Origin of the sequence: Rhizobium sp. CG5, from assembly GCF_023701945.1 — a bacterium.
In the GTDB taxonomy this organism is placed as follows: domain Bacteria; phylum Pseudomonadota; class Alphaproteobacteria; order Rhizobiales; family Rhizobiaceae; genus Allorhizobium.
On record NZ_JABAEF010000008.1, the window covers coordinates 192805 to 213346 of the forward strand.

Sequence of the window (20542 nt, forward strand, 5' to 3'; positions counted from 1 at the left end):
GTCCCAACCGGTGCAAAGAGGCAATGCTATGGCCACGCGGCCAGGACTTCACGCTAGCGACAAAAAGTTTATGATTGGTTCACCATGCTGATTAACCATGACAATGCCCCCTCGCCGCCGGACGCCATCGTGATTGCCGGGCGCGTGATCCGCTCTTTGCTGGCCGTGCCAATGGGCGACGAGATGGGCATCCGCGGCGGCCTTTCGAGCCATGCGGATGGCCTGATGATCGATCTGACGGCACGGGGCGCCATCGCGCAGCCGGCCGATTTTTCGGATATGCTGGCGCAGCCGGACCGGCCCCTGCTCTTCTTCGCGGTGCCGAACCATGCCGATAGCGACGCGATGGCGGCCGAGGTCGAAACTCTGATGGCCTTTGCGCCGGCCGGGGTGATTCTCGGCGGCGTGACGGCTGCTGCCGAACTCCAAAGGCTCGACGTGATGCTGTCGGTGGCCGAAGTGCGGCTTGGCAGGCCTGAAGGGGCGACCGCCATTGTGGCGCTCTGCGGTGACACTCCGGCCGGCGTACTGGCCGCGCAGCAATGCCGCTCCGAAACCTCGGCACGGCTTGCAGCACTCGGCTTTGATGGCCGACGGTTGGCGCAGGCCCTTCGCCTGCCGGCGCCGGCCCACGGCACGGCACAGCCGAATGCGATCGCCGTGGCGCGCGGGCTGGTGCAGCTTGCCGCGGCCTCTGCGCAGCTTGGCTGTCTCGACTGGATCGATCCGCCACTGGAAGGCGAGAGGCTCAGAGAGGCCTGCCGGGCGGCGCGTGACGAGGGATTTTCCGCCCTCGTTTGCACCAATGCGGATCAGATCGGGGCGATCAACGCGGCTTACCGGGACGGTCGCCGCTAACGGCCCGAGCCTGGACGCTGCGGCCTGAGCAGTTCGAAGGTCTCGCTGACATCGCCGAAATCCATATAGCCGAGCCGTGCCAGCGGGCGGTTAAGGTCTGCCGCGAACCGGCCGTCGCGAATGGCTTTTTCCTGGATATGGATGCCGACCACCTGGCCGAACACCGCATAGGCCTCGGCCTTGTCACTGGTCAGCGTTTTCAACTGATGGATCTCGGTGACACGGCATTCGAGTGCTGCCAGCGCCTCGCCGACATAGGGCGCATCGACCAATTGCCCTGGAACCGCCGTCAGACCCGCCAAGGCAAACTCGTCGACGCCATAGGGCACGGCCACCGACGAGGCGTTGAGCTGGGCGGCCAGATCATAGCCGGCGAAGCTCGTGGTAAAGCAGCCGGTCTCCTCGGCATTGCGCAGCGAATCCTTACGGCCGCTGGAGGAGAACATGACGATCTTCGGCCGGTCGCTGACGGCATTGAAGAAGGAATAGGGGGAGAGGTTGATCGAACCGTCCCTGCCCTTCGAACCGATCCAGCCGATCGGCCGCGGCGCGACGATCGCCTTGAAGGGATCGTGCGCCAGGCCGTGATGATTGCCGTCCGTGTCGTAGAACATCAGGCGTCGCCGCCGATCCAGGTGGTGACGTCTTCGATGGCGGGACGCGGCCGCTCGACCACAGGGAATGTGCTGGAACCGATGTGGATGAAGCCGGCGACCTTTTCTCCCGCAGTGATGCCGAGCAGAGGATGGGCATCACTGTCATAGGCAAACCATTCCGTCAGCCAATTGGAGAAATAGCCATGGGCATTGGCCGCCATCAGCAGGTTGAGGCAAACGGCACCGGCCGACATGACCTGTTCCCATTCGGGGATCTTTCCATGGGGCGCTGCCGTGCTGACCACGGCAATGACCACAGGGGCGCGGGTGAAGCGGTTGCGCTCGACCTCGATCATCTCGGCGCTCAGATCCGGCTTCTTGGCCAGCGCCATGGCCAGCAGCTGTTCGCCGATCTCGACCCTTTGCGCGCCGCGATAGACGATGAAGCGCCAGGGCGCCAGTTTTCCATGGTCCGGAACCCGGACGGCCAGCTGCAGCATGTCCTCGATTTCCGCTCTGGATGGGCCGGGTTCGCACATCTGGAAGGCCGGCATGGAGCGGCGGATCTTCAGGTAGTCGACGAGTTCGCGATTAACATTCATGTTTCTGTGCTTTCGAGGCTATTGGGCGTTCGCTGTGAATCAATTGTCTTGAAATTGCCACCGCATTGCGGTTGAAGTTGCTAGCATTGCTGAGGAAGTCAACCGGTTGCACATTCAATGACAGTCATACCCTTCGCTGCGCGCCTGGTGCTAGCCCTCACGGCTGCGTTGGCGCCTGTCGTTCATGCGAATGGCCAGGAAGCCTTCAAGACATTCAAGCAGCTCGACAGCACGGCGAAGATGCCGAAGCTCAATGCCTTTTCTCCGAGCCTCCCCGGGGCCGCAAGCCCCTCACAGAGCCAGAGCATCACCTTCGAGGCGCGGCTGACCAGTGATGGCGAGCCCATGCAGCAGGGTCTGTCGTGGCGCGTGTTCAGCCCCATTCCTTCGGCCGATGGCAAGCTGCCGCTTTTGGCGAGCGCCGAAGGCGGGACGGCCGATTTCCAGCTGGTGCCGGGCGACTATTTCGTCAATGTCTCGTTCGGCCGGGCCGGTGCGACCAAGAAGCTGTCGATCCCCAAGGACGGCACGCTCGACAAGCAGGTGATGGTGCTGGATGCCGGCGGCATGGTGCTGAATGCCGTCTCGGGACCCGACACGCGCATTCCGCCGGCCAACCTGAAATTCAAGATCTATTCCTCGGAAGTCCTCGACGACGGCGAACGCGGCCTTGTCATGGACGACGTCAAGGCCAATACCATCGTCCGGCTCAATTCGGGCACCTATCACATCGTCTCCGAATATGGCGAGGTCAATGCCGTGGTGCGCGCCGACATCAAGGTCGAAGCCGGCAAGCTGACCGAGGCGACCATCCAGCATCGCGCCTCGCAGATCAATCTGAAGCTGGTGTCCGAACATGGCGGCGAAGCGATCGCCGACACGGCCTGGTCGGTCCTGACCTCGGCAGGCGATATCGTCGCGGAAAGCGTCAGCGCCTTTCCCACCATGGTGCTGGCCGAAGGCGGCTATACCGCCATCGCCCGCAACAAGGACAAGATCTACCAGCAGGAGTTTACGGTGACCGCCGGTCGCAACAGCGATGTCGAGCTGCTGCTCAACCCGTAGCAGCCAGCCTCAGCTCACCAGCCGCAGGCTGAGTCGGCGACGTACCGGCGCCATGCAGAACACCCGGTCGTAGAGGGTGGCGAGCAGCAGCTTGCGGTCGGACTGTTTCGACATTTCGTCCCAGGTGATAACAGAGCCGATGCGCGCGGTAATCGTGCTGCCGGACAGCCGGCGGAATTCGCGGATCAGCAGCGAGATGCGCAGCGTCATCGACAGCTTGCTGGCGATGTGAAACAGCGCGCCGTTCTGGCCTTCGAAATAGACCGGAATGACATTGGCCTTGGCGGCCTGGATGAGTTTTGCCGGAAAGATCTTCCACGGCAGGTCCTGGGCACGGCCGAAACCCTTCTTCGCCGTCGCCACGCCGCCGGCCGGAAAGACGATGACGGTGACGCCTTCTTTCAGCAGCCGCACCGCTTCATGGCGGGTCTGCATGTTGACGGCCAGCGCCTCCTTGGTCTCCTCGAAGGAGACGGGCAGCGAATAGGGCAGGATTTCCGGCACTTTCAGCAATTCGTTGTTGATCAGCACGCGGAACGGGCGACCAAGCTCTTCCGCCATGGCCAGAACGGCAATGCCGTCGCCAATGCCGAACGGATGGTTGGCGATGATCACCAGCGGACCGTCGGGCAGATTGGCCGGCGGCCATTGGCCCTGCAGGTCGAGGCGAACGTCGATCAGGTCCAGCATCTTGCCGAAAATGCGTTCGGTCTTGCCGACGATATCATTGCGCCAGATATCGTAGAGCCGGGCATAGCGATCACGGCCGGACAGGCCTTCGATCGAACGGATGAACCAGCGCTTCAGGCGGGGATCCCGCTCGTTGGCATAGGAAAGCTCTTTGAAACGCATGGTCTTCCTCCGGCAGTCCGGCATTGTCCACCGGAGCGATATATCAGAGACATGACACGGATGTGACGGATTGTTGACAGGGCCTGTCTGGCAGGCCCTGTCAAGGGTGGACGATCAGGCGCGGGCGGCGGCCTTTCGGGCAGCCTTGCGCTTCAGGTCCGGCGGCGTTGCTTCTGCCAAGAGGCTGGAAACGGCGTCATCCAGCGACATCGGCGTCTGGTCCTGCGAGCCGAGACGGCGGATATTGACCGTGCGTTCCTCGGCTTCGCGCTTGCCGCAGACGATGATCACCGGAACCTTGGTCACCGAATGTTCGCGGACCTTGTAGTTGATCTTCTCGTTGCGGAAGTCGGTCTCGACCTGGAGACCGGCCTCGCGCAGGGCTTCGGCCACTTCGCGGCCATAGTCGTCGGCCTCGGAGGTGATCGTCGCCACCACGACCTGCAGGGGCGCCACCCAGAGCGGCATATGGCCGGCAAAGTTCTCGATCAGGATGCCGAGAAAACGCTCCATCGAGCCGCAGATGGCGCGGTGGATCATCACCGGCTGGGTCTTTTCCGAGTTCTGGTCGATATAGAAGGCGCCGAAGCGTTCCGGCAGGTTGAAGTCGACCTGGGTCGTGCCGCACTGCCATTCGCGGCCAATGGCATCCTTCAGGGTATATTCGAACTTCGGACCGTAGAAGGCGCCCTCGCCCGGCAGGATGCCGGTCTTGATGCGGCCGCCCGACTGCTCCTCGATGGTCTTCAGAACCTCCAGCATCACGCCTTCGGCGCGATCCCATAGCTCGTCGGAACCGACCCGCTTGTCAGGGCGCGTCGACAGCTTGACGACAACCTCGGCGAAGCCGAAATCCTCGTAGACCGACAGGATCAGGTCGTTGATGCGCAGGCATTCGGCCGCCATCTGCTCTTCGGTGCAGAACACATGGGCGTCGTCCTGCGTGAAGCCACGCACGCGCATCAGGCCATGCAGGGCGCCCGAGGGCTCGTAGCGATGCACATTGCCGAACTCGGCCAGACGCACCGGCAGCTCGCGATAGGACTTCAGGCCATGCTTGAAGATCTGCACGTGACCGGGGCAGTTCATCGGCTTCAGCGCAAAGACGCGCTCGTCGTCGGTGTCGTCACCGGCAACCGTCACCTTGAACATGTTGTCGCGGTACCAGCCCCAGTGGCCCGAGGTTTCCCACAGCGACTTGTCCAGCACCTGCGGCGCGTTGACCTCCTGATAGGTGCCTTCCAGGCGACGGCGCATATAGGCGACCAGCGTCTGGAAAATGCGCCAGCCCTTGCCGTGCCAGAACACGACGCCCGGACCCTCTTCCTGGAAATGGAACAGGTCCATTTCGCGGCCGAGCTTGCGGTGGTCGCGCTTTTCGGCTTCGGCCAGCAGATGCAGGTAATTGTCGAGCTGCTCCTGCTCGGCAAAGGCCGTGCCGTAGATGCGGGTCAGCATCGGATTGTTGCTATCGCCGCGCCAGTAAGCGCCGGCCACCTTCATCAGCTTGAAGGCCGTGCCGATCTGGCCCGTGGAGGCCATATGCGGGCCACGGCAGAGGTCGAACCAGTCGCCCTGATAATAGATCTTCAGGTCCTGGTCCTCGGGAATGGCATCGACCAGCTCGACCTTGTAGGCCTCGCCCTTGGCGGCAAAGACCTCGCGCGCCTTGTTGCGCGGCCAGATCTCCTTGGTGAAGGGCTTGTTGCGCTGGATGATCTCCTTCATGCGCTTTTCGATCTTCGGCAGATCTTCCGGCGTGAAGGGCTCGTTCTTGGCGAAGTCGTAGTAGAAGCCGTTTTCGATGACCGGGCCGATCGTCACCTGGGTGCCGGGCCACAGTTCCTGCACGGCTTCCGCCATCACATGGGCGGCGTCGTGGCGGATCAGCTCCAGCGCGCGGCCATCGGTGCGCGTGACGATTTCGAGCGTGCCGGAGGTCACCGGATCGGACAGGTCGCGCAGCTGGCCGTCGAGCGCGATCGCCACGGCCTTCTTGGCCAGCGACTTCGAGATCGATTCGGCAACATCGCGCCCGGTCGTGCCGGCGTCGTAAACGCGGACGGAGCCGTCGGGAAATGTAAGGGAAATGGCTTCAGACATGGGTCTCTCCTTATCCAGTCCCGCCAACCAATGCGGGTGGTAAAAATGGCCGGCGCAGGGGCACGGTCGTGAACGGGCGGGTGATAGTGCGAAATGCGCCGGGAGTAAAGAATTTTAGCGGGTGGCGGGCACCTGCCAGAAATCGCGCGCGCCTTGCGGCAATTGCGACAGCGCCCGCTCGAACGCCGCGGCATCGACATGGCGACGGAGAGCCGCTGCGACGTCGCGGATGGCGGTCTCCGTCGACAGATTGTGATTGTGACGCAGCGCCTTGACCTCCAGCATCATCTCGCTTTCGCTCAAAAAGGGTCGGCGTTCCTCCGCGATATCCCAGTCGCTGACGAAAATCGCCCTGAGCACCGGCGGCAGGACACCGGCAAAGGCAATCGCCTGTTCGATCGTCAACCGCCGGCGAAAGACCTGCAACACCGCCTGCAGCATGGTATAGGCCTGGTGGGAGGTCCGCAGCATCGAGATGGCCTTCAAATCCTCCATGAACCGGTCGAAATCGACCGAGGCCTGACGATACTCCATGGGCATTGGCATGCTCTACCTGTCGATCTGGCTGCGATGCAGCCCTGCTTTCCAATAGCGCCACGGCGCCCACCAGCGATAACGCGCCTCCAGCGTCTCCGGCACCGGGTCATAACCCCAGGTTCCGCCCGGCCCGCAGCGGCCGACCCGGAACAGGGTCAGAAACCCGCCCGCCCACAGCCCATGCCGCGCCACGGCCTCATAGCCATATTCGGAACAGGTCGGCATATGGCGGCAGGAATTGCCGATGAAGCCGGACAAAGTCAGCTGGTAGAGGCGGATCAGGCCCATGCCGAGCAGCCGGTCGGGCGTCTTGCGAAACGGGCCGGGATAATTGCGGGATCGGGACTTCGGCTGGTCGGGCGGATGGGAACCCTCGCAACCCGGATTGTCGCACATGGCCTAGCCTGCCGCAGCGACGGCAGCGCTCTTCACGCCGATCTGGTCGAGACAGTCGACCACGGCATCGAAGGTCAGCATGGTCGAGGCGTGGCGGGCCTTGTAGTCCTTGACGGGTTTCAGGTAGCGCATGTCCTCGAAGCGGCCGGACGGTCCCTCGCCGTCGGATTTTAGCATGGCCAGCATGTCTTCGCGCGCCTGGCGGATCTCGGCGGCGGTGGCGCCGACGACGTGGCGGGCCATGACCGACGACGAGGCCTGGCCGAGCGCGCAGGCCTTCACCACATGGGAAAAATCGGAAATCCGCTCACCGTCCGTTTTCAGAAAGACCTTGACCCGCGAACCGCACAGTTTCGAGTGCTTCTCGGACACCGCATCGGCATTCCCAAGACTGCCAATACGCTCGATATTGCCGGCGAATTCCAGAATTCTGCTGTTGTAGATGTCGTCCATGGTCAAAAGACACTCCAAGGGTCATGTCAGGTCGTTGCCGATCGAGGCGATTATCGTCGCCGGCGCAACACTCTGTCGCGCCATCCTTTCTTCACAGGCGGCAAAACCGATCTATATAAGAGACCGTATTATAGAATAAGTGGTGCTGCGGTTCAAAGAGATCAACGGTGTCCACGACCGTTTGATGCACCCTCAAGAAGGATTGGGCTTGCCAAGATGAGCCGAGTTGCGCATTTACAGGCTAGAAACGCCAAACAGACACGTTCTAAGGTCGATGACCTGGAGGCCAAGGGCATGGATGCCATCGTGAAGAAGTTGCCGCAAGACACCGCCAAGCCGAGCCGCGAAGAGGCCGAGGCCGCCGTGCGGGTACTGCTGCGCTGGGCCGGCGACGATCCGCAGCGCGAAGGTCTGCTCGACACGCCGAAGCGGGTCGCCAAGGCCTATGAGGAGCTGTTTTCCGGCTACGGTGCCGATATCGATGACGTGCTCGGCACGACGTTCGAAGAGGTGGCCGGCTATGACGACATGGTGCTGGTGCGCGATATTCCGTTCTTTTCCCATTGCGAGCACCACATGCTGCCGGTGATCGGCAAGGCCCATGTCGGCTATCTGCCGGACGGCCGCGTTCTCGGCCTGTCGAAGATCGCCCGCATCGTCGAGGTCTTCGGTCGGCGCCTGCAGACCCAGGAAGCGATGACGGCGCAGATTGCCATGGCGATCGACGAAAGCCTGGCGCCGCGCGGCGTTGCCGTGTTCATCGAGGCCGAACATATGTGCATGGCAATGCGCGGCGTGCAGAAATCCGGCTCGACGACGCTGACGACGACGTTCACCGGCTCGTTCAAGGACAATGCCACCGAGCAGGTCCGCTTCATGTCCATGGTTCGCGGCCGCTAAACGGTCGCCCACACTTTCGGAACCCCTTCGCATGGCCATCACCTTTCAAGCCCCGCCCGCCGACAGCCATGCCCTGGAAGCTGCGGGCGGCTTCACGCCGAAATTTGACGCCAACGGTTTGCTGACGGCTGTTGTCACCGACAGCCGCGACGGCGAATTGCTGATGGTCGCCCATATGAATGCCGAGGCGCTGTCGCTGACGCTTGAGACCGGCATTGCGCACTATTTCAGCCGCTCGCGCGCAAAGATCTGGAAAAAGGGTGAGACCTCCGGCAATCTGCAGACGGTGGTGGAAATCCGCACCGACTGCGATCAGGATGCCATCTGGCTCAAGGTCGAGGTCGCCGGCCATGACGCCACCTGCCACACCGGCCGGCGATCCTGCTTCTATCGGCGCGTCGTCACCGATGATGGACAGGCCCGCCTTGAAATAACCGACAATCACCGGCATTTCGATCCTGAAGCCGTTTATACCGACAAACCCGAAAAATAAGCGTCTGCTCATTTATTGGACGACTCCCGGCAGGCGCTAAACGAATTCGTAAGCATCTGATGGTTTGATGATGTACTGGGAGTCGTTCAGCCAAAAAGGGTACGCAATATGCTGAACTGGAGTTTGAAGGGTCATGCTGCTGCGGCGCCGACGGCGCCCAAGGGCGAAACGCCGCTGAAAACCATTCTGCCTCCTGAAACGGCCCAGACACCTCCCCTCAAGACCAAGATCGCTTTGGCCCTCGGCGGCGGTGCTGCCCGCGGTTGGGCGCATATCGGCGTGCTGCGGGCGCTGGATGAAGAAGGCGTCGAAGTCGGCATGATCGCCGGCACCTCAATCGGCGCCCTGGTCGGCGGCTGTTACCTGGCCGGCAAGCTGGACGAACTCGAAGTTTTCGCGCGCTCGCTGACCATGCGCCGCATCGCCTCGCTGCTCGACCTGACGATCGGTGGCGGCGGGCTTCTGGGCGGCATGCGGCTGACCAAGCGCATGCAGGAACATCTCGAAGGCCTCAATATCGAGGATCTGCCGCGCCCCTTCGTGGCGGTGGCGTCCGAACTGCATAGCGGCCACGAAGTCTGGATCGACGGCGGCAACCTGGTGACGGCGCTGCGCGCATCTTACGCCCTGCCCGGCATCTTCGAGCCGGTGCGCTGCAACAACCGCACGCTGGTCGACGGCGCCCTGGTCAATCCGGTGCCGGTCTCCGTGTGCCGCTCCTACGAGCAGCCGCTGGTGATGGCGGTCAACCTGCACTACGACCTCTACGGCCGCTCGGCCGTGGTCAAGCACAAGGCCAGCAACCTTGGAATGATCGATGACACGCCGCGCTCGCAAGGGCGACTCGGCATGACCGGGGTGATGGTGCAGTCGTTCAACATCATCCAGGACCGCATCTCGCGGGCGCGGCTGGCCGGCGATCCGCCGGATCTGGCGCTGCATCCGCGCGTCAACGATATCGGCCTGTCGGAATTCCACCGGGCCGGTGAAGCGATCGACCGCGGTTATGACGAGGCCAAGGCAAAGATCGCCGAACTGCGCCGCATGCAGGACGCCTATATGCGTTGAGCCGAGCGGCTTTGCGCCGCTCAGCATCTGGCAACGCGCATCAAGCCCGATGACCGGCCGCAGGCGCGCTACGGCCGGACTGGTTCAGCCGGCGATATAGGCCTTGATCTGCTCGGATTCCAATTCGATCTCGCGGATGCGGGACTTCACCACGTCACCGATCGAAATAATGCCGCACAGCTTGCCGCCGCTCTCGACAGGCACGTGGCGGAAGCGCCGGGCGCTCATGACTTCCATCAATTCGTTCACGGTCGCCTCTTCCGCACAGCGATAGACATTGGCGGTCATCATGGTCGAGACCGGCTGCGACAGGCTGTCCTGGCCGCCCCGCCCGATGGCCGTGACCACGTCGCGTTCGGTGAAGATGCCGACGATGCGGCCTTCCATGCCCACCACGACGACGGCGCCGATGCGGTTTTCCTGCAGAATCCGCGCGGCCTCCGCCAGCGTGATATTGGGACCGACGGTCACGACGTCGCGCCCTTTTTCCTGAAGTATGCTCCTGACTGTAGCCGACATTTTATCCTCCTTCAAACGAGCCACCGCATGAACCATGCGGTCAGACCGCCGCCACCCCTCCCGCGACGCTGGTCCGATCCCGAAATGGTGCCCTTATTTAGAAAGGAATGCAATACGAAGTCGGCGTTCTGCGATCGCCAGAATCAAGCGGCTGTCGGCCTTGGCGAGCGATCGAAGAGAGAAAACAGCAGGAAGCCGAAGACGAAGCCGCCGATATGGGCATCCCAGGCGACGGCCTGAGACAGATCGCCAAACAGCGGTAGGCCGACCGCGATTGCCACATTGCCGAACAGCCAGGCGCCGACGAAGACCAGGATCGTGCGGTCGCCAAGAGCCTCAAGGATCGACAGCCGGCGGGCTCGCAATCGGTGATCCGGCCGACGTAACTGCCGGTCGCCCCCTAAGGCAAAGCGGCAGGCGGCCCCCATCAGCGCCGAAACGACACCGGATGCGCCGATCATCAGGGTCGGCTGGCCCCAATTGACCAGCGTATGCGCCAGCGCACCGGCGGCGGACGCGGCGATCCAGAACAGGACGAAGCGTGGCCCGCCGATACGCCGGTAAACCGGCGTGCCGAAGGCCGCCAGCCACAGGCTGTTGAACACCAGATGCTCGATGCCGCCATGCAGCAGGGAATAGGTGACCGGCGTCCAGAGCCACTCAAAACCCTGTTCGGACAGCGGATAAACATAGCGTATCGGCGAAAAGCCGAGCGTCGTGACAAACCACTCCTCGGTTGCCGCATCCAGCAGCAGCGATTGCACGGCAAAAATGCCGGCCAGCAACAGCAGCGAGACGAGGATGCCGGTCGGCAGATTGAAGACGGGTTCGCGTTTGGGCGGCCGCGGGATCTCGTCACTCCGTCGGCTTTCGCCTTCCGGCGGCTCGGGCATGGCATTCATGATCTGTTTCTCTTTCCTGGCGGAACGCGCCAACGGGTCTTAGCGCAGGCGCACACGAAAAAAAAGCCGCCCGGCTTGACCCGGACGGCTTCAGGGCCCCCGCGGGAATATCCCGTGCCCGAAATCTCAGTGCTGAACACCACGGCGTCGTGATGTCTTGGCGTTGAGATGCCACAGCCTGCCGCTGCCCGCAATCGAAAGCATTGATTAACCTTAATTTCACGGAGAAGAAACGGCTGCACCGAAAAAGCGAAGACTTGCCAAAACCTTCTGTTAACGCCTTGCGAGTAAGACTTTAACCATGGCGCAACGACGCAAGAAGTTATTGTATGTATTCGTTTCAGGCAACGCAGAACAGTAAAACCACGCCGGCCGCCACCCCGCGGGCCTTTCAGCGCGTGACTGTCAACCTGCAGGGCCGCCTGATGCTGGCCAGCCAGGACGAATATGTCTGCTCCGTCGTCGACATGTCGCCGGGCGACGCGCGCCTGGCCTGCGCCGGACGCCCGCGCACCCATGAACGGATCATCGCCTATATCGATCATCTCGGCCGGCTGGAAGGTACGGTCCTCAAGCTGACCGACGATGGCTTCGTGATGTCGCTGGTCGCCACCGAACGCAAGCGCGAAAAGCTGGCGGCGCAATTGACCTGGATTGCCAACAAGCACGAACTGGGCCTGCCCGAAGACCGCCGCCACGACCGCCTGACGCCGCGCCAGACGCTGACCGAGCTGACGCTCGACGATGGCCGGCGTTATCCCTGCCGGTTGATGGACCTGTCCCTGTCCGGGGCCGCCGTCGATATCGACTTCCGTCCGGCCATCGGCACGGCGGTTCGCCTCGGCAGCATGCGCGGCCGCATCATCCGCCATTTTCTCGAAGGCGTAGCCATCGAGTTCACCACGCTGCAATCGCGCGAAGCGCTCACAGAGTTTCTCTGAGCAGCCGCATGCGGGCACTTTGACGCCCGCCGCCCCGTTTTCCTTCGATTTGAAATGATAAGATCTGCTCCATTGGGAGTCCGTCTTGAGCGGCGATTTGCGCCGCGTCGGCCGCTCGCGGCATGTCCGCCTCGCCAAACTGCGTCAGTTCAGGACAATTCCGTTCGCCATCCGCACCATTATTCCGGCTTTGGCCGAAGTTTTTTGTCTCGTTTTGATAACAATATTCAATTCAGTTTGAATAAAATATGAATTACGCCGCATCCTGGGCAACTTTGTTGGTTTGCGAATGGGTAGGCCGGGGTGACGCCGCACCACCTAACGCGTCGTCTCCCCGATCGGGACCTTCCAATTTAATCTATATCTTTCAGTGCCTTGAATCCTCATCCAGCGAAATCTGGCAGTAGGATGGTTCGAATTTTGGTAAAATTTTCGTCAAGTTCGCAACAAATACAATTCGTATTTTATTCTCTGTTTATTCTTGTTCTACTCATTTTTTACTTGATTTAATACTGTATTTTAGCGCGATCCTTTGCGAGCGATAAAATTATCGGTGCCATTGTTTCCTCAACACGGGGAGACAAGAAATGACAAACAAGAAGACTTTGGGACTTTCCCTCCTGACTGCCCTTATCACCGGTGCGATGACGGTGCCGGCCGCTGCCCTGCCCGCCAATATGCGGCTTGCCGGCAAGGCCAATCCGCCGATCGGCCATTACGAATTCTGCAAGACCTATGGCAATGAGTGCCGCGCCACGCAATCGGATCCGGGTCCTGCGCCGCTCACCGAACTGCGGTGGAAGGAATTGCTCGACATCAACTATACGGTCAATGCGACGGTGCAGCCGCTGACCGACCAGGAAATCTACGGTGTCGAGGAACGTTGGGACTATCCAACCAGCGTCGGCGACTGCGAGGATTTTGCCCTGCTCAAGCGCAAGCTGCTGATCCAGCAGGGTTTCGAACCGTCCGACCTGCTGCTGACCGTGGTGCTGCAGCCCAATGGCGAAGGCCATGCGGTGCTGACCGTCAGGACAGATCACGGCGACTTCATTCTCGACAACATGCGCAACAAGGTGCTGCTGTGGTCGGATACCGAATACACCTATCTCAAGCGCCAGTCTTCCGATGACCCCGGGCGCTGGGTCAAACTTCAGGATGGCCGCGCCGTCGCCGTCGGCAGCGTCAAGTCCCAGTAAGCACAAGCAGACGACAGCCAATTCCCATTGGCCCGGTCAGTCCCCCCCGCATACCCGTCCCCGACCGGAGCCAAGAGCCGGTCCCGCTCCCCGCGGGACCGGCTCCCCCATTTTTGGCCCCGACACATAATCGACCGGCCATGTTGCAGCGCAACCGCCGCACAAGCCAGGACGGCCACGTTTACCGTCGATTAACCATATTGCATCAATTTTCAAATCTCTCGTGATCGACTGCCCCAAGGATTCGGCCGGAACGGCCACCGATATTGACGGGTTTTCAGTCGGTCACACCCAAGCGCGGGGCCTGCCATGGACAATCGCTTTTCATCAGGCCTTTCGGCGGACGAGCAGCCGCTTGTTTCCAACCGCTTTCTGTTCGGCACGGCCATCGTGATCGGACTGCTTGCTTTGCTGTCGGGCGGCATCAGCATCGCCGGCCACTGGTTCGGCGAGCGCCTGTCGCTGGCCGGGCACAGCGTCAGCAGTGACATCTATACGGTATCGATCGGCCAGGACCGTCTGAGACTGACCGCCAACACGATCCGCTTCGAAGGCCAGCGGCATGACGGGCCGGCGCAACGGGTGGATCTTTACCTCCTCTGGCCGGAGATGACCGGCTACCACCAGGAATATCGCCGCCGATTCGATGATATCTCTCTCTCAGACACCCTGCTTTTCCTGCAGATCTCGCAAAGCACCATGTCGCGCGACATGTCCGGACGGATCGAACCGATCTATTCGAAGCTCTTCAGCGGCCCGCCGGAACAGGGACCTTACGGCCTGACATTGCACCGGTTACGCAGCGAGACCGGCTATGAAAACGAGGTGCTTCTGACCGCCCCACGGCTTGGCCAGCCGGACTATGCGGTGCGTTGCATCCTGCCAAAACCGGGAACGCCGGCCTCGAGCGGCGACTGCCAGCGCGACATCCATGTCGGGCGCGATCTGTCCGTCCTTTATCGGTTCTCGAGCTCCCTGCTGGCCGACTGGGACCGCATCGACGATGCCGTCCGCTCGTATATGGAATCGCGGATCAGCGACGCACCCCATGCCGCGCTTCCATTCGATAAAAAACGCACGGACAACGAAACCTAATCTTCATCATAAACCACTTGGTAACGCTACGGCCCTAAACTCCCCTTTCAACGTCGTCGGGGGGCGGCTGGTTCAAATTCGAATGTCGGGTAAAGATTTTCGTGGTGAAACATACATTTCCAAGTCTAAATCGCCGGGGCTCCTCCTTCCCCCAAAGATCTCGATTTGCAGCGATCATGATGATGCTGTTTGCAGCCTGTTTCGCCATGGTGCAACCGGCCCAAGCGGCGCCGCGCTATGCCGGCATCGTCATCGATGCGAAAACCGGCAAGGTTCTTTACGACGAGAGCGCCGACGAGTTGCGCTATCCGGCCTCGCTGACCAAGATGATGACCCTCTATCTGGTTTTCGAAGCGCTGGAATCGGGTCGTATCCGTCTCGACACCAAAGTGCCGGTTTCGGCCCATGCCGCGGCAGAGCCGCCGTCCAAGCTCGGCGTTCGCGCCGGCGGAAGCGTGACCGTCGAACAGGGCATCCAGTCGCTGGTGACCCGCTCGGCCAATGATATGGCAACGGCACTGGGCGAATTCATCGGCGGATCGGAACAGCGTTTTGCCCAGCAGATGACCGCCAAGGCGCGGGCGCTGGGCATGACCAAGACGACCTATCGCAATGCCAATGGCCTGCCCAATACGGCACAGATGACCACGGCGCGCGACCAGGCTCGCCTCAGCATCGCGCTGCGCCAGCATTTTCCGCAATATTACGGCTATTTCTCCACCCGCAGCTTCACGTTCGGCAAGCAGGTGATCGGCAATCACAATCGGCTGCTCGGCAATGTGCGCGGCGTCGACGGCATCAAGACCGGCTACACCCGGGCTGCGGGCTTCAACCTGGCGACGTCAGCCGAAGCGGACGGTCGCTCGATCGTCGCCGTGGTGCTTGGCGGCCAGTCGGGTGCCAAGCGCGATGCCACCATGCGCCAGCTCGTCGCGACCTATATGCCGAAGGCCAGCCGTTCGGGCGGCAGCAACAACCTGATTGCCAAGCATGGCTCGACCCTGCCGAGCAATCCGGGTGCCGCCGTCGAAGTGGCTGCAGCCGAAACCGTGACGACAGACGCGCCGTTCGCCACCGATCGCTTTGCGCTGCCGAGCAACGGTCCGGTGCCGGTCACCCGTTATGACGACGGCACTGGCGAAGTCGCCTATGCCGCTCCGTCGCCGGCCAGTGCGGCCGCAGCGGCCCTGTCCGTCGTGGCAAACCCGGCGCCAAAGCCGGCCCAACAGTCCGTCGCCATGGCCCCGCCTGCCCAGGTCCTGAAGGCACCCGTGGCTCCAAGTGTTGCTGTCGACCGTACGGTCACCTCTTCGACCGCTCCGCAATCGGGCTGGATCATCCAGATCGGCGCCTCCCCGGACCAGAAGATGGCCATGGATCTGCTGCGCAGTGCGCAGGACAAGGGCGGCAAGGTGCTGGGATCCGCAAAGCCCTTTACCGTGGCCTATGGCGACGGGGCCGAGCAGCTCTACCGGGCCCGTTTTGCCGGCTTCGACAACCAGAAAACCGCGGTCAACACCTGCAAGGCACTGAAGAAACTTGGAATTGGCTGCTGGGCTGCGATGCAATAGCCCTGCCGTCTCCGCAACCCTCGATTTGTATTTTGTACGAGGCATTTGTTATGGCACTGAACGAAGACCACCTGGACGTCGGCAACCCGCCGGATAGTTCCAGGCGCAATCCGCGCCTGGCGCTCAACCCGCTGCACGAGGCGGCGGTCCGGCTCGCGGATTTCGGCCTGCATCGGTCGCGGTCCCGCACCAAGGAGCTGATGAATCTTCTGATGTGTCACGGCGCCCGTGCCTGGCGCTACTCGCAGCCGGAAGCCCGCATTCACCTGCATGTCGGCAAGCAGTCCGGACGCTATCCAGTTGTCATCCGGCTGCGTTGACCGTAGTCTGGCACTGGTCCAAATTTTCAGACGGCCGCCGCATCCGATGGCGGCCGTTTGCATGTTCCGGGAGGGATAACATGCCGCTTTATGCTCTGGGCACCCATCAGCCCAAAACACCGGAGGCCGGACGGTTCTGGATCGCGCCGGACGCCCATGTCATCGGCCAGGTCGAACTTGGCGAGGATGTCGGCGTGTGGTTCGGCGCCGTGCTGCGCGGCGATAACGAGCCGATCGTGATCGGTGCCGGCAGCAATCTCCAGGAAGGCGTCATGGTGCATGTCGACCCCGGCTTTCCCGTCACCATCGGCAGGGGCTGCACGATCGGCCATCATGCCATCGTGCATGGCTGCACGATCGGCGACAATTCGCTGATCGGCATGGGCGCCACCATTCTGAACGGTGTCAGGATCGGCGCCAATTGCCTGGTGGGCGCCAATGCGCTGGTGACCGAGGGCAAGGAATTTCCGGACAATTCGCTGATCGTCGGCTCACCGGCCCGTGCCATCCGCGTGCTCGACGAGGCCGCCATTTCCGGGCTGAGACGCTCGGCCGCCAGCTATATCGGCAACTGGCAGCGCTTTTCGAAAGAGCTGCGGCCGCTGTAGGCTGCTGGCCGTTCGGCTCAGGCGCAGGCCTGGCACAGGCCGCGGATCTCGATCGTCGTCTTCTCCGCCTTGAAATGCTGGCCCTTGGCCCAATCGGCGAGGCGATGATCCAGGGCGTGGTCATGAAACTCGATGACCTGGCCGCAACCATTGCAGATGGCAAAGGCCACCGTCCCGTGGCTGCCGCAATTGTCCTGCGGATGGGAGCAGGCGACGAAGGCGTTGATGCTTTCCAGCCGATGGACGAGGCCGAGTTCCAGCAGTTTCTCCAGCGCCCGATAGACCTGCAAAGGGGCGCGAAAGCCGTTGTCGCGCAGCTTGTCGAGGATGGTATAGGCCGACAGCGGACCTTCCGCGGTTTCGAGCGCGCCGAAGACCAGCGACTGGTTGCGGGTGAGCTTCGGAATCGTCATGGGGTTCTATCCTTTCAGGGCCGCGTCATCGGTCCGCTTGCGGGCAAACGGCAGCAGGCTTGCGACAAACAGGATCAGCGCGGCGACGACGATCGACGGACCGGACGGCGTATCGTAGCTGAGCGACCCGAACAGGCCGCCGACCACCGCGACGGCGCCGATCAGCGAGGCATAGACCGCCATCATCTCCGGCGTTGCGGCAAACCGGCGGGCGGCGGCAGCTGGGATGATCAACAGCGCCGTGATCAGCATGATGCCGACGATCTTCATGGCGATGGCGATGACCAGCGCCATCAGCAGCATGAAAATCAGGCGGGCGCGCTCGGGCTTCATGCCTTCCGCCTCGGCCAGTTCGGCATTGACGGTGGAGGCCAGCAAGGACCGCCAGAGCATGGCGATCACACTGACAACGAACAGGCCGCCGATCCAGATGATCGCCACATCGGTTGGCGTCACGGCGAGGATATCGCCGAACAGGAAGGCGATCAGGTCGATGCGCACCCAGGTCATGAAGGCGACCAACACGAGGCCGATGGCCAAGGTCGCGTGGCTGAGGATACCGAGCAGCGCATCGGCCGACAGACCCTGGCGGCGCTGCAGGGCCATCAGCAGCAGCGAGACGAGGGCGGCGACCAGAAAGACGCTGACCATCAGGTTCAAGGAAAACAGCAGCGACAGCGCCACGCCCAGCAGCGCCGAATGGGCCATGGTATCGCCGAAATAGGCCATGCGCCGCCAGATGACGAAACAGCCGAGTGGTCCGACGGTCAGCGCCAGGCCAATTCCGGCCAGCAACGCGCGGATGAAGAAATCGTCAAGCATGGGGATGGCCCTCGTGCTTATGCGCCGGCGCGTGATCGTGGGCGTGGCCATGGTCGTGATGGTCATGGTCGTGCCCATGATCGTGCGCGTGATCGTGATCGTGATGATGACCGTCATCCGGGTGGCAATGGTCGGTCACCGTGCCATCCTCATGCTGGACACGGCCATCCGGCAGATGGGTATGGTCATGATGGTGGTTGTAGACCGCCAGCGTGCGGCCGGCGGCGGCACCGAACAGGCGCGTATATTCGGGGCTCTGGCTGACGGCTTCCGGCGTGCCGCGGCAGCAGACATGGCCATTCAGGCAGATCACCGTGTCGGTCTCGGCCATCACCACATGCAGATCGTGGGAAATCAGCAGGATGCCGCAGCCGGTGCGGTCGCGGATCGAGGTGATCAGATTGTAGAGCGCGATCTCGCCGGTGAAATCAACGCCCTGAACCGGCTCATCGAGGACCAGCAGGTCGGGCTTGCGGGCGATGGCGCGGGCCAGCAGGGCGCGCTGGAACTCGCCGCCGGACAGGTTCTGCACCTCGGCGCCGGCCAGATGGGCAATGCCGACGGAGTCGAGCACCTCATCCACCTCACGGGCGGCAAGTTTCCCCGTCAGCGTCATCAACCGGCGCACAGTCAAAGGCATGGTCCAGTCGACGGCCAGCTTCTGCGGGACATAGCCGACCTTGAAGCCGGGGCGGCGTTCCACCCTGCCCTCGCTCGGCTCCAGCACGCCGATCGCCATCTTGGCGCTCGTCGATTTGCCGGACCCGTTCGGGCCGATCAGGGTGACGATCTCGCCGGGGCTGACCGAGAACTCGACGCCGCGCACCAGCCAGCGACCGCCGCGGGAAATACCGGCATTGGTCAGGGAGACGAGCGGCGGCTGACGATGGGATCGGGGAGCGTCCATGGATTTTCCAAATTTTCGCTGTTGCAAGAGGCTATGGCACACGTTATAGCATAACGCAATTGATGTAATAACATTACGTCGTCATATCAAGCCGGAGTAAGCTGATGTCCTTGTCAAAACTGTCCCTGCTGGCCGGCGTGGCCGGTCTGTCGCTTCTGCCGTCTCTGGCGCTGGCGGCTGCGCCCGAAGTCGTCGTGTCGATCAAACCGATCCACTCGCTGGTCGCCGCCGTGATGGACGGCGTCGGCGAGCCGAAGCTGATCGTCGAAGGGGCCGCCTCGCCCCATACCTATACGCTGAAGCCATCGAACGCCCGCGCGCTGCAGAATGCCAATGTGGTGTTCTGGGTGGGGCATGGCCTGGAAGCGTTTCTGGAGAAGCCGCTTGAAGCGCTGGCCGGCAAGGCAACCGTGGTTGAACTGGAAGAAGCGCCCGGCATCACGACCCTGCCCTTTCGCGAGGGCGGCGCCTTCGAGGCGCATGATCATGGCGAGCATGAAGACCATGACGATCACGCCGCGGAAGCGGGCCATGATCATGACACAGCCGAGGCCGGCCATGCCGAAGAGGGCCATGAAGACCATGATCACGAGCATGGCGGCCACGATATGCATCTCTGGCTCGATCCGATCAATGCCAAGGCGATGACGGCCGAGATCGAACAGACCCTGTCGGCCGCCGATCCGGACCATGCTGCAGCCTACAAGGCGAATGCCAAGGCGCTGTCCGACCGGCTGGACGCCCTCGACACGGAGCTGAAGGCCACCGTCGCACCGATCAAGGACAGACCTTTCGTGGTGTTCCATGATGCCTATCAGTATTTCGAGCACCGCTACGGGGTGCGGGTCGCCGGATCGATCACGGTCAGCCCGGAGGCGACGCCGGGTGCCGAGCGGATTTCCGAGATCCACAAGAAGGTGACCGAGCTTGGCGCGACCTGCGTGTTTGCCGAACCGCAGTTCGAACCGAAACTGGTCAAGGTGGTGACCGAGGGCACGCCGGCCAGAGCCGGCACGCTCGACCCGGAAGCGGCAACGCTTGCAGCCGGTCCGGATCTCTATTTCGAACTGATGCGCGGCATCGGCACATCGCTGGTCACCTGCCTGTCGCAGACCAACTGAGCGGGATTTGCATCAATAGGGCGGCCATCGTGACCGCCTCCGTTCTGAGCACGATAGGAAGCCGGGCATCGCCCTCTGCAGCGATGCAATCCCTTCCCGTCATCCCGGCCTTGCGCCGGGAACCAGCGTGATCAAGTTCTTGATCACACGAGACTCTTTGACGGCGCGGACGCGCCGTGGCTGGATTCCCGCTTTCGCGGG

At 62.2% G+C, this 20542-nt stretch carries 25 protein-coding genes; 13 read left to right on the forward strand and 12 right to left on the reverse strand.

Annotation, left to right across the window (positions count from 1 at the left end; genetic code table 11):
- Nucleotides 1–84: 84 nt before the first annotated feature.
- Nucleotides 85–858 carry an aldolase/citrate lyase/malate synthase family protein gene (locus HGO38_RS15255; RefSeq protein ID WP_250956750.1) on the forward strand — a complete coding sequence of 258 codons (774 nt, stop codon included), beginning with the start codon at nucleotides 85–87 and terminating at the stop codon, nucleotides 856–858.
- Here the strand turns inward: HGO38_RS15255 and HGO38_RS15260 are convergent.
- Nucleotides 855–1472 carry a flavin reductase family protein gene (locus HGO38_RS15260; RefSeq protein ID WP_250956751.1) on the reverse strand — a complete coding sequence of 206 codons (618 nt, stop codon included), beginning with the start codon at nucleotides 1470–1472 and terminating at the stop codon, nucleotides 855–857. The two genes, HGO38_RS15255 and HGO38_RS15260, sit on opposite strands and share 4 nt — an antisense overlap.
- Nucleotides 1472–2056, reverse strand: coding sequence for a nitroreductase family protein (locus tag HGO38_RS15265; RefSeq protein WP_250956752.1), 585 nt, complete (start codon nucleotides 2054–2056; stop codon nucleotides 1472–1474). The genes HGO38_RS15260 and HGO38_RS15265 overlap by 1 nt, the downstream gene beginning before the upstream one ends.
- A gap of 117 nt (nucleotides 2057–2173) precedes the next feature.
- On the opposite strand from HGO38_RS15265, the gene HGO38_RS15270 reads away from it, so the two are divergent.
- Entirely contained in the window at nucleotides 2174–3121 is a 948-nt protein-coding gene (locus HGO38_RS15270; protein WP_250956753.1) for an RgsD C-terminal domain-containing protein, read from the forward strand.
- 9 nt (nucleotides 3122–3130) lie between these two features.
- Here HGO38_RS15270 and HGO38_RS15275 read toward each other — a convergent pair whose 3' ends face one another.
- From HGO38_RS15275 to HGO38_RS15295, 5 genes are all read right to left on the reverse strand, one after another.
- The gene (locus HGO38_RS15275; protein WP_250956754.1) at nucleotides 3131–3973 is read right to left on the reverse strand and encodes a lysophospholipid acyltransferase family protein; all 843 of its coding nucleotides are present in this window, start codon (nucleotides 3971–3973) and stop codon (nucleotides 3131–3133) included.
- A gap of 114 nt (nucleotides 3974–4087) precedes the next feature.
- Nucleotides 4088–6076 carry a threonine--tRNA ligase gene (gene thrS, locus HGO38_RS15280; RefSeq protein ID WP_250956755.1) on the reverse strand — a complete coding sequence of 663 codons (1989 nt, stop codon included), beginning with the start codon at nucleotides 6074–6076 and terminating at the stop codon, nucleotides 4088–4090.
- Between the two features lie 114 nt (nucleotides 6077–6190).
- A complete protein-coding gene (locus HGO38_RS15285) occupies nucleotides 6191–6622 on the reverse strand; it encodes a DUF2267 domain-containing protein (RefSeq protein ID WP_250956756.1) in 432 nt (143 codons plus the stop codon).
- Between the two features lie 3 nt (nucleotides 6623–6625).
- On the reverse strand, nucleotides 6626–7009 hold the full coding sequence (yidD, locus tag HGO38_RS15290; protein ID WP_250956757.1) for a membrane protein insertion efficiency factor YidD: 384 nt from the start codon (nucleotides 7007–7009) through the stop codon (nucleotides 6626–6628).
- A 3-nt stretch (nucleotides 7010–7012) separates the two neighbouring features.
- Entirely contained in the window at nucleotides 7013–7462 is a 450-nt protein-coding gene (locus HGO38_RS15295) for an iron-sulfur cluster assembly scaffold protein (RefSeq protein WP_250956848.1), read from the reverse strand.
- Between the two features lie 294 nt (nucleotides 7463–7756).
- Between HGO38_RS15295 and folE the strand changes: the two genes are divergently transcribed.
- The 3 genes from folE (at nucleotide 7757) to HGO38_RS15310 (ending at nucleotide 9923) form a co-directional block, all read left to right on the forward strand.
- On the forward strand, nucleotides 7757–8362 hold the full coding sequence (gene folE, locus HGO38_RS15300; RefSeq protein ID WP_250956758.1) for a GTP cyclohydrolase I FolE: 606 nt from the start codon (nucleotides 7757–7759) through the stop codon (nucleotides 8360–8362).
- 31 nt (nucleotides 8363–8393) lie between these two features.
- Complete coding sequence (gene hisI, locus HGO38_RS15305; protein ID WP_250956759.1) at nucleotides 8394–8855, forward strand: phosphoribosyl-AMP cyclohydrolase; 462 nt, start codon at nucleotides 8394–8396, stop codon at nucleotides 8853–8855.
- Between the two features lie 108 nt (nucleotides 8856–8963).
- Nucleotides 8964–9923 (forward strand): patatin-like phospholipase family protein, encoded by a 960-nt coding sequence (locus HGO38_RS15310; RefSeq protein ID WP_250956760.1) that lies wholly within the window; start codon nucleotides 8964–8966, stop codon nucleotides 9921–9923.
- Nucleotides 9924–10007: 84 nt separating this feature from the next.
- On the opposite strand, the gene HGO38_RS15315 is transcribed toward HGO38_RS15310, so the two are convergent.
- Together HGO38_RS15315 and HGO38_RS15320 are read right to left on the reverse strand one after the other, a co-directional pair.
- Nucleotides 10008–10442, reverse strand: coding sequence for a CBS domain-containing protein (locus HGO38_RS15315; RefSeq protein ID WP_250956761.1), 435 nt, complete (start codon nucleotides 10440–10442; stop codon nucleotides 10008–10010).
- A 143-nt stretch (nucleotides 10443–10585) separates the two neighbouring features.
- On the reverse strand, nucleotides 10586–11344 hold the full coding sequence (locus HGO38_RS15320; protein WP_502941574.1) for a rhomboid family intramembrane serine protease: 759 nt from the start codon (nucleotides 11342–11344) through the stop codon (nucleotides 10586–10588).
- A gap of 329 nt (nucleotides 11345–11673) precedes the next feature.
- Between HGO38_RS15320 and HGO38_RS15325 the strand changes: the two genes are divergently transcribed.
- The 7 genes from HGO38_RS15325 to HGO38_RS15355 all read left to right on the forward strand — a co-directional run bounded on the left by HGO38_RS15325 (nucleotide 11674) and on the right by HGO38_RS15355 (nucleotide 17078).
- On the forward strand, nucleotides 11674–12285 hold the full coding sequence (locus tag HGO38_RS15325) for a PilZ domain-containing protein (RefSeq protein WP_250956762.1): 612 nt from the start codon (nucleotides 11674–11676) through the stop codon (nucleotides 12283–12285).
- Nucleotides 12286–12370: 85 nt separating this feature from the next.
- Nucleotides 12371–12526 (forward strand): hypothetical protein, encoded by a 156-nt coding sequence (locus HGO38_RS15330; protein WP_250956763.1) that lies wholly within the window; start codon nucleotides 12371–12373, stop codon nucleotides 12524–12526.
- A gap of 403 nt (nucleotides 12527–12929) precedes the next feature.
- Nucleotides 12930–13484, forward strand: a complete 555-nt coding sequence (locus HGO38_RS15335) for a transglutaminase-like cysteine peptidase (RefSeq protein ID WP_250956850.1) — start codon at nucleotides 12930–12932, stop codon at nucleotides 13482–13484.
- A gap of 309 nt (nucleotides 13485–13793) precedes the next feature.
- The gene (locus HGO38_RS15340; RefSeq protein ID WP_250956764.1) at nucleotides 13794–14579 is read left to right on the forward strand and encodes a hypothetical protein; all 786 of its coding nucleotides are present in this window, start codon (nucleotides 13794–13796) and stop codon (nucleotides 14577–14579) included.
- 182 nt (nucleotides 14580–14761) lie between these two features.
- Nucleotides 14762–16150 carry a serine hydrolase gene (locus HGO38_RS15345; protein ID WP_502941577.1) on the forward strand — a complete coding sequence of 463 codons (1389 nt, stop codon included), beginning with the start codon at nucleotides 14762–14764 and terminating at the stop codon, nucleotides 16148–16150.
- Between the two features lie 50 nt (nucleotides 16151–16200).
- Entirely contained in the window at nucleotides 16201–16470 is a 270-nt protein-coding gene (locus HGO38_RS15350; RefSeq protein ID WP_250956766.1) for a hypothetical protein, read from the forward strand.
- A gap of 80 nt (nucleotides 16471–16550) precedes the next feature.
- The gene (locus tag HGO38_RS15355; protein WP_250956767.1) at nucleotides 16551–17078 is read left to right on the forward strand and encodes a gamma carbonic anhydrase family protein; all 528 of its coding nucleotides are present in this window, start codon (nucleotides 16551–16553) and stop codon (nucleotides 17076–17078) included.
- Nucleotides 17079–17095: 17 nt separating this feature from the next.
- Here HGO38_RS15355 and HGO38_RS15360 read toward each other — a convergent pair whose 3' ends face one another.
- The 3 genes from HGO38_RS15360 to HGO38_RS15370 are packed head-to-tail and all read right to left on the reverse strand — an operon-like array spanning nucleotide 17096 to nucleotide 19220.
- Entirely contained in the window at nucleotides 17096–17491 is a 396-nt protein-coding gene (locus tag HGO38_RS15360; protein WP_168474219.1) for a Fur family transcriptional regulator, read from the reverse strand.
- A 6-nt stretch (nucleotides 17492–17497) separates the two neighbouring features.
- Nucleotides 17498–18313: an iron chelate uptake ABC transporter family permease subunit gene (locus HGO38_RS15365; protein ID WP_250956768.1), complete on the reverse strand. Its 816-nt coding sequence runs from the start codon at nucleotides 18311–18313 to the stop codon at nucleotides 17498–17500.
- The gene (locus HGO38_RS15370) at nucleotides 18306–19220 is read right to left on the reverse strand and encodes an ATP-binding cassette domain-containing protein (RefSeq protein ID WP_250956769.1); all 915 of its coding nucleotides are present in this window, start codon (nucleotides 19218–19220) and stop codon (nucleotides 18306–18308) included. Before HGO38_RS15370 ends, HGO38_RS15365 begins: the two co-directional genes overlap by 8 nt.
- Before the next feature lie 104 nt (nucleotides 19221–19324).
- Here HGO38_RS15370 and znuA point away from each other — a divergent pair, with 104 nt between their 5' ends.
- The gene (znuA, locus tag HGO38_RS15375) at nucleotides 19325–20341 is read left to right on the forward strand and encodes a zinc ABC transporter substrate-binding protein ZnuA (RefSeq protein ID WP_250956770.1); all 1017 of its coding nucleotides are present in this window, start codon (nucleotides 19325–19327) and stop codon (nucleotides 20339–20341) included.
- The last annotated feature ends 201 nt before the right edge of the window (nucleotides 20342–20542 follow it).

Bases quoted from the DNA above. Each gene is read 5' to 3' on its own strand.
- HGO38_RS15255 (WP_250956750.1), top strand. From the start codon at position 85: ATGCTGATTAACCATGACAATGCCCCCTCGCCGCCGGACGCCATCGTG.
- HGO38_RS15260 (WP_250956751.1), bottom strand. From the start codon at position 1,472: ATGTTCTACGACACGGACGGCAATCATCACGGCCTGGCGCACGATCCC.
- HGO38_RS15265 (WP_250956752.1), bottom strand. From the start codon at position 2,056: ATGAATGTTAATCGCGAACTCGTCGACTACCTGAAGATCCGCCGCTCC.
- HGO38_RS15270 (WP_250956753.1), top strand. From the start codon at position 2,174: ATGACAGTCATACCCTTCGCTGCGCGCCTGGTGCTAGCCCTCACGGCT.
- HGO38_RS15275 (WP_250956754.1), bottom strand. From the start codon at position 3,973: ATGCGTTTCAAAGAGCTTTCCTATGCCAACGAGCGGGATCCCCGCCTG.
- thrS (WP_250956755.1), bottom strand. From the start codon at position 6,076: ATGTCTGAAGCCATTTCCCTTACATTTCCCGACGGCTCCGTCCGCGTT.
- HGO38_RS15285 (WP_250956756.1), bottom strand. From the start codon at position 6,622: ATGCCAATGCCCATGGAGTATCGTCAGGCCTCGGTCGATTTCGACCGG.
- yidD (WP_250956757.1), bottom strand. From the start codon at position 7,009: ATGTGCGACAATCCGGGTTGCGAGGGTTCCCATCCGCCCGACCAGCCG.
- HGO38_RS15295 (WP_250956848.1), bottom strand. From the start codon at position 7,462: ATGGACGACATCTACAACAGCAGAATTCTGGAATTCGCCGGCAATATC.
- folE (WP_250956758.1), top strand. From the start codon at position 7,757: ATGGATGCCATCGTGAAGAAGTTGCCGCAAGACACCGCCAAGCCGAGC.
- hisI (WP_250956759.1), top strand. From the start codon at position 8,394: ATGGCCATCACCTTTCAAGCCCCGCCCGCCGACAGCCATGCCCTGGAA.
- HGO38_RS15310 (WP_250956760.1), top strand. From the start codon at position 8,964: ATGCTGAACTGGAGTTTGAAGGGTCATGCTGCTGCGGCGCCGACGGCG.
- HGO38_RS15315 (WP_250956761.1), bottom strand. From the start codon at position 10,442: ATGTCGGCTACAGTCAGGAGCATACTTCAGGAAAAAGGGCGCGACGTC.
- HGO38_RS15320 (WP_502941574.1), bottom strand. From the start codon at position 11,344: ATGAATGCCATGCCCGAGCCGCCGGAAGGCGAAAGCCGACGGAGTGAC.
- HGO38_RS15325 (WP_250956762.1), top strand. From the start codon at position 11,674: ATGTATTCGTTTCAGGCAACGCAGAACAGTAAAACCACGCCGGCCGCC.
- HGO38_RS15335 (WP_250956850.1), top strand. From the start codon at position 12,930: ATGACGGTGCCGGCCGCTGCCCTGCCCGCCAATATGCGGCTTGCCGGC.
- HGO38_RS15340 (WP_250956764.1), top strand. From the start codon at position 13,794: ATGGACAATCGCTTTTCATCAGGCCTTTCGGCGGACGAGCAGCCGCTT.
- HGO38_RS15345 (WP_502941577.1), top strand. From the start codon at position 14,762: ATGCTGTTTGCAGCCTGTTTCGCCATGGTGCAACCGGCCCAAGCGGCG.
- HGO38_RS15350 (WP_250956766.1), top strand. From the start codon at position 16,201: ATGGCACTGAACGAAGACCACCTGGACGTCGGCAACCCGCCGGATAGT.
- HGO38_RS15355 (WP_250956767.1), top strand. From the start codon at position 16,551: ATGCCGCTTTATGCTCTGGGCACCCATCAGCCCAAAACACCGGAGGCC.
- HGO38_RS15360 (WP_168474219.1), bottom strand. From the start codon at position 17,491: ATGACGATTCCGAAGCTCACCCGCAACCAGTCGCTGGTCTTCGGCGCG.
- HGO38_RS15365 (WP_250956768.1), bottom strand. From the start codon at position 18,313: ATGCTTGACGATTTCTTCATCCGCGCGTTGCTGGCCGGAATTGGCCTG.
- HGO38_RS15370 (WP_250956769.1), bottom strand. From the start codon at position 19,220: ATGGACGCTCCCCGATCCCATCGTCAGCCGCCGCTCGTCTCCCTGACC.
- znuA (WP_250956770.1), top strand. From the start codon at position 19,325: ATGTCCTTGTCAAAACTGTCCCTGCTGGCCGGCGTGGCCGGTCTGTCG.